This is a genomic window from Microcystis sp. M49636_WE2, assembly GCF_030065375.1.
GTDB lineage: Bacteria > Cyanobacteriota > Cyanobacteriia > Cyanobacteriales > Microcystaceae > Microcystis > Microcystis aeruginosa_C.
In genome coordinates this window covers 1-6,431 of the sequence record NZ_JASJFG010000185.1, presented here as the reverse complement: position 1 = coordinate 6,431, position 6,431 = coordinate 1, and the positions used below count along the sequence as shown (strand labels likewise).

Here is a 6,431-nt window from a genome sequence, read left to right as displayed (position 1 = left end):
GGATTTAGCGGTAATTCTCGATTTACCGGCACTACCCCACCGCATCGAGGGTTATGATATTTCTCATATTCAGGGTTCTAATGCAGTCGCGTCGGGAGTGGTGTTTATCGATGGGGTGGCCGCTAATCAACATTATCGTCATTATAAAATCAAAAATCCCGAGGTTAAAATCGGCCATTCCGATGATTTTGCCAGTTTAGCAGAAGTAATTCGCCGGCGTTTCCGTCGTTATGCCGAAAATCCCGATAATATTGCCGAAAGTGATGATTTTCCCGATTTGGTCATGATTGATGGGGGAAAAGGACAATTATCGGCAGTGGTGACAGTTTTAGGGGAGATGAATTTATTAGAACAGGTAAAAGTTGTTAGTTTAGCTAAACAGAGAGAGGAGATTTTTTTACCAGGGGAATCCTCTCCTTTAGAGACGGATAAGGAACAACCCGGAGTGCAATTATTGCGTCGAGTCAGGGATGAAGCGCACCGCTTTGCTGTTAGCTTTCACCGACAACAAAGGATGCAAAAAAGTCGCCGTTCCCGTCTGGATGAGATACCGGGTTTAGGTTTTAAGCGACAAAAAGAGTTATTAGCTCATTTTCATTCTCTGGATTATATTCGCGAAGCTTCCCTAGAACAATTGCAACAGGTGACAGGAATTGGGGAACAATTAGCTAAGGAAATTTATAATTATTTTCATCCTAGGTAGGGATAAGCTGTTGAAGAATATCTAAGGCGGCTCTCTTGGGTTTGGTGGGTAAAATGTATTCTAAGATACATTCTTCCTAGCGAGGGGGTGGAACGAACCACAAAGACACAAAGGACACAAAGACTGATCGATCATATTGTAAGTTAAACTTATCACACAGAACCTAGAAGAGTCACTCGGTTTTAACTTCCGTATCGAGAATCGTCCCTTTGACGTTAGCATCTTTAAAATTAACCCCTTCAAGATTTGCCCCGACCAGATTTGCCCATTCAAGATTTGCCCCTTCAAGATTTGCCTCTTCAAGATTTGCCCCTCTAAGATTTGCCCCTCTAAGATTTGCCCCGACCAGATTTGCCCATTCAAGATTTGCCCATTCAAGATTTGCCCCTTTAAGATTTGCCCATTCAAGATTTGCCCCTTTAAGATTTGCCCATTCAAGATTTGCCCCTTTAAGATTTGCCCGTGCAAGATTTGCCCCTGCAAGATTTGCCCCTGCAAGATTTGCCGCTTCAAGATTTGCCCCTCTAAGATTTGCCCCTCTAAGATTTGCCCCTCTAAGATTTGCCCCTCTAAGATTTGCCCCGACCAGATTTGCCCTTTGAAGATTTGCCCCTTCAAGATTTGCCCTTTGAAGATTTGCCCCTCTAAGATTTGCCTCTGCAAAATTTGCCCTTTGAAGATTTGCCCCGCCAAGATCTCGATGTATCAACAGACAGTTTTGTAAATCAAGAAAACTGAGGCAATCTAACACCAACATAGGCTCAAAATCTATTCTTTGTCCCTGAAGACGGGCCAACCAATTGCCGAAAGCTTCACGAGAAGGCCATTGAATGGGAAAAATTTCTTCGGTGACTCGCCCACAGGCATTAAATAGCGCTAATAAAGCTTCCTCGGCATTGCGTGCCTGTTGCATTTCCTCCTGAAAATTGGGGCGGTTTTTTAAACCCTCCATCGGCATTCCTTTGACCAAAAGATATTCAATTAAATGACCCAGAGTTTTCTGCCACTGTTTCACTTCATCTGGGGACTGTAATTGCATTTGATTGACAATAAAACTAAAAAGATATTCATCTATTGCCGTCGGTCCGCATAAAGTCGCCCAGGCGATTAAAGCTTGTCTGGGATCATAGTCATTGTCATAATCATTTTCACTGTCTTGTAATTTCCTATGAATTTGCTTAACTCGGTCAACAATTCTGCGGGCAGTTAAATATTCACCAAAACTTTTATGGGTAAATTCAAAGGTTTTTTCGCTGCCTCGTAAATCGCCACTTTCTCGAAAATAAAAGGCTGTTAAAAGACGGGTAATACTCCCTTGGGAATCGCTTTGAAAACTATCTTGGAAATTTTTTAGGAGATTTTTTAAGCCATTATTTTCACAATGTTCTTCAATCTCTATAACGGTGGTGGTTCTACCATTACCATGCCAACAGGAAAGGGCAATTTCCATTAAAATTAGCACAAAATCTTTTTCTGTAATCCCTTCTATAGCCCGGTGGCCTGGACTATTTTTTTCATAACCTCGCTCATAGACTGCCTTGAGCAAATTGTCATAAATATTATTGAGGTTAGTTTCTTGGGAAAATTGAACCTCGCCTCGTTCAAAAGTGAGAGCAATAAGATAATTTAATAGCGGTTGAGCGGTAATTTCTTGTAAATTTTTCCCCGATAATTCCGGCGGTAATTGTGCATAGTTTTTCCCTTTAGCTTGCCCATACTGTTGCCACCATTGATCACGTTGATCGACTTTTAATAAGTTATCGACATCGCTAAAATCATCGCTTTTATCAACCCAATAGGGTAAAATAGTGATAATTTGCTGAGGTTTTTTAAAATTATTTTTATTGGATTGTACCACCACATCACGCCCACTAATCAACACTTGTAAACGGGTTTTATTTTGATTAAAATGATGGACTTTTTCTCGTACTTCATTAATAAAATTGTGGGCGACTTCTTGGGCGATTTTTCCCTGCATAGATAGCTCATCTAAGCCATCAAAGATAATTAGTAATTTTAAATCTTGATCCCTCGGTTCTAGGGGATTTTCTGGTAAAAAACCGTCATGTTGAACAAAAGTTTGAACTGCTGTTACTAAATCGGTGGAGAAACTCAAGCGATGCAAGGGAATATATAAAACTTGTTTTTCTAAGCGAGCTTGTTGGGCAGCAAATACCTTACAAAAGGAGGATTTTCCACTACCCGGCCCACCGGTCAATAAACGGATAGCATCATCGGATTTTGCCGCTTCTAACCATGTTTCTAACTGCTCTTGGAGTTTGATAACAATGCGTTTAAATGATGGCTCTCGATGGTAATCTGTGTCTGGGGTGGCTTTTATTTCTTTTTCTTCATAAAATCCCCGTAGAGGTACATAAATTTGCTTTAAACTAAAGGTTTCCCAAAAAATAGGTTCATCGATCTGTTTTTGCAACCAAGCTCGATAATGTAACCAGCCTCTTTCTCGTTTCCAAGCATTGTTAAAAGGAGTGTCGATTTCATCTAAAAGCAGACTGTATTCATCTCGTTTATCTTTCCATTGCTCCTGCAATGCTAAGACAAAATAAGCTGGTAAACGGTTACTTAGGCTCTTCGCTTCCTGAGAATTACTGATTAAATTATTTGTTGTTAACCACCGTAAAAAAGCTGCTTGGATTGGTGCGACTATAGGTAATCTTTCGGGATGCTCAAAAAAATCTTGATCGAGAATTAATTCCGGCTCTTCTAAAAAGTCGGTAATCTGACGGTAAAGTTCTTTTAAAGGCAGCTTTTCAACTTCTTGGGGCAGTAAATCAGCATTACTTTTAAGTAATCCTTTCATCGCTTTCATTAGCGATTGACTTATTAATAAACCCGCTAATTCCCCCGGAGTCCGACTTAAACCAAGATCATCTAAAACTTCTACTCCATTTTCGGCCAGATCATCCCACTGCAAAAATGCCCCGTTAAGAGCGGCTTTTCCCAGGGTACTAAAGAGACTTCTCAGATTGACTTTAACTTGTCGTTTCCAGATATTTTGGGGTTTGGAAACAGAAATTCCAGCAGCTGATTCGGACATAGAACAAAGCGATCAATAAAGCTTATGTAGTCTATTATATAAGTAATAACAACCGTTGAGGTGGTTGGGTTTCGCTTTTTCAATCGAATTGAGCCATTTTCGACCCCGTATTGTTTCGCTCAACTCAACCTAGGAGGCCGAAAACCTAGACTAACGCGGAGTAATTTCACTCAACGCTTCTTGCAGCACTTCATCACTTACACCATGACGCTTCAAACTAGCAACGAGAGCAGAAATTGTATCTCCCTCTAGACGCTCCAAATCCGCACGCAGCCCTTGTCCAATGTAAGCACGGATCAAAGGTTGATAACCTGAGAAACCAAGTAACGGTGCAACCCGCTTTAAATCTTCAATCACATCTTCGGGAATACGAATCGTGATTGTAGTCATAGGGCGATTTTTCTCCAGTCGTTTTTTTAATGCCTCAACTTTCATAATACTCACGTTCCTTGCGTGTGGCTTTGCGAGCCGAAATGATCCGAATGATGTCGTTTTCACGCTCAATATAAACGACGTACAGGAGATTCCACCGTCTATCTAACCCAATGATCGCATCTCGTGCCTCATCATTGCGACTTGCATCAACAACAACCAGCAGTGGATCGAAGAAGACTTCTGCTGCTTGCTGAAACGTAATACCGTCATGGTTGATCGGGTTAATCCTAGATTTCTCGTCATTCCAAACAAAAGTAATGCCACTGAGGACAAAATAGACATCCATACTTGTAGTATAGGCAGGATGTATTTACATTGTCAATACTTTATTAACACACCCTAGGAGGCTACGAGGCTTCATCTTTAGGAAAAACGCCGTAACTTGGGATATAACTGAATCTGCTAGGATGCTATCACAGAATAGAAGACCACATCTATTAATTGCTGAGGCAGAACTAAGTTTAACCGCTCCTTTTTTCACTACTTCTATCGCTTTTGGTCCAAAAAATTAGGCGTTTTCGGTTTACCATAGTCAAAGTGTGCTTTCTAGGCTAATGACTTTGACTAAAAACCCCGTGAGCAGAAACCGTCGTTTTTCCCCGCGCAATCTCTTTGAGACTTGCATGGCCCTATTGGTGTTATGTAATTATATTCTGGTTATTTTCGATTTAACCTATATTCCCCTGCGAGATTTTTGGTTACAGGGACGCTTGCAAATAACTTTATTAAGATTTAATGAACCAATAAAATTCGGGACGATTTCCTTTCAAGAATTACAAATACCTCCCGATAAACCCCTAGAAATTCCCTTTGTTAAAGGAATCGCTAAGTATGATGTGGTGAAAGGGATTAAACCCTATCGCAGTACCAGTGAATATTTAGATACGGTTAATAAACTTAATCAAATAATTAATCAAAAACTCTTTAACCCAGAGTTTAATCTGGGAGAATATCGCCAAGAGATTGAGAAAATTTTAGAAAATTTGCGCCAGAATAGTGTCAATATGGTCGATAATAATCCCTTTGCCTCGGCGGAGAAAACTGGGACTTTAGAAAAGATTAAAAATAAAATGCGCTTGCGGGTTTTTAAAACAGAAAATGTTTCCGCAAAAGCAGCCTTTCAGAAGTTTTGGACTTGGGATTATCTCAGTCAAAATGGCTGGGAAAAAGAGTTGAAATTTTTTAATCAAGAAATTCAACCTTTAATAGAAACTAATTATTTTCGTCCCCTGGGAGAAGATGGGAGACCGATAGATAACTTTGAGGCGATCGATTTTTTATTTGGTACCATCTTTTTCTGGGAATTTATGCTGAGAACTTGGTGGATTGCTCGCACTCATAAAGGCCTGCGTTGGCGCGAGGCTATGTTATGGCGATGGTATGATATTTTTCTGTTTGTTCCTATCTGGAGATGGTTGCGATTTATTCCTACCGTTATTCGCCTAGACCAAGTTAAAATTATTAACTTAAAGTTGATTAAAGAACAGGCAGTTAAAGGTTTAGTTGCGCTAATTTCTAAAGATATTACTGAGATAATTGTCCTGAGAATTATTAATCAAATACAGGAATATATCCGACGGGGACAAGTGGAGAAATTTCTCGATCGATCCCTCAATGGCGGCTATAATAATCTCAATGATACTAATGAAGTTATCGAAATTTTTCGGTTAGTAGTTAATAGCACCGTTGACAAGGTTTTACCGCAAGTTAAACCGGAAGCAGAAGCTTTAATTAAATACAATATCGAGAAAATTCTCAGTCAAACTCCTGCGTATCAGAGCTTATTGCGATTACCCGGTATGAAAGGGTTAAAAACTGACTTGAGCAATCGTCTATCTAGTCAATTGTATCAATCTTTTGTTAATATAGCTGACAAGATTACCCAGGAAGACGAAGTTTTTGAACGTTTATTGCAGCAATTAGTCCAGCGTTTCGGGCAATCTCTCGCTGGGGAATTACAATCCCGTCACAGTCTAGAAAGAATCGAGATGTTATTAATTATCTTCCTAGAAGAAGTGAAATTAAACTATGTAGAAGAATTCTCGGATGAAGACTTAGAAACTATCCTCGAACAAACTCGCTTACTCCACTCTCAAAGTGCAGAAATTACCCCAGGAGAAACCATGAATCCTCGTCGTCTTCCCTAAAAATTAAGTAGCTGGTTATAATTAAATTAAAAATGGATTTTAGGTTCGATCCCCCCTGCCCCCCTTGATAAGGGGGGTGCCGATAGGC

The 6,431-nt window shown here is 40.0% G+C and carries 5 protein-coding genes; 2 read left to right on the top strand and 3 right to left on the bottom strand.

What is annotated here, in order from left to right; genetic code table 11:
• The coding region (locus PX484_RS04255; protein WP_288102964.1) for a helix-hairpin-helix domain-containing protein at positions 1-703 on the top strand (703 nt) is incomplete at its 5' end.
• A 172-nt stretch (positions 704-875) separates the two neighbouring features.
• Here PX484_RS04255 and PX484_RS04250 read toward each other — a convergent pair.
• From PX484_RS04250 to PX484_RS04240, 3 genes are all read right to left on the bottom strand, one after another.
• The gene (locus tag PX484_RS04250) at positions 876-3,761 is read right to left on the bottom strand and encodes a pentapeptide repeat-containing protein (RefSeq protein WP_287765429.1); all 2,886 of its coding nucleotides are present in this window, start codon (positions 3,759-3,761) and stop codon (positions 876-878) included.
• A 150-nt stretch (positions 3,762-3,911) separates the two neighbouring features.
• Positions 3,912-4,196: a hypothetical protein gene (locus tag PX484_RS04245; RefSeq protein ID WP_024968654.1), complete on the bottom strand. Its 285-nt coding sequence runs from the start codon at positions 4,194-4,196 to the stop codon at positions 3,912-3,914.
• Positions 4,186-4,482, bottom strand: coding sequence for a BrnT family toxin (locus tag PX484_RS04240; RefSeq protein ID WP_002784536.1), 297 nt, complete (start codon positions 4,480-4,482; stop codon positions 4,186-4,188). The genes PX484_RS04245 and PX484_RS04240 overlap by 11 nt, the downstream gene beginning before the upstream one ends.
• A 268-nt stretch (positions 4,483-4,750) precedes the next feature.
• On the opposite strand from PX484_RS04240, the gene PX484_RS04235 reads away from it, so the two are divergent.
• Positions 4,751-6,343 carry a DUF445 domain-containing protein gene (locus PX484_RS04235; RefSeq protein WP_287667759.1) on the top strand — a complete coding sequence of 531 codons (1,593 nt, stop codon included), beginning with the start codon at positions 4,751-4,753 and terminating at the stop codon, positions 6,341-6,343.
• The last annotated feature ends 88 nt before the right edge of the window (positions 6,344-6,431 follow it).

Bases quoted from the DNA above. Each gene is read 5' to 3' on its own strand.
- PX484_RS04250 (WP_287765429.1), bottom strand. From the start codon at position 3,761: ATGTCCGAATCAGCTGCTGGAATTTCTGTTTCCAAACCCCAAAATATC.
- PX484_RS04245 (WP_024968654.1), bottom strand. From the start codon at position 4,196: ATGAAAGTTGAGGCATTAAAAAAACGACTGGAGAAAAATCGCCCTATG.
- PX484_RS04240 (WP_002784536.1), bottom strand. From the start codon at position 4,482: ATGGATGTCTATTTTGTCCTCAGTGGCATTACTTTTGTTTGGAATGAC.
- PX484_RS04235 (WP_287667759.1), top strand. From the start codon at position 4,751: ATGACTTTGACTAAAAACCCCGTGAGCAGAAACCGTCGTTTTTCCCCG.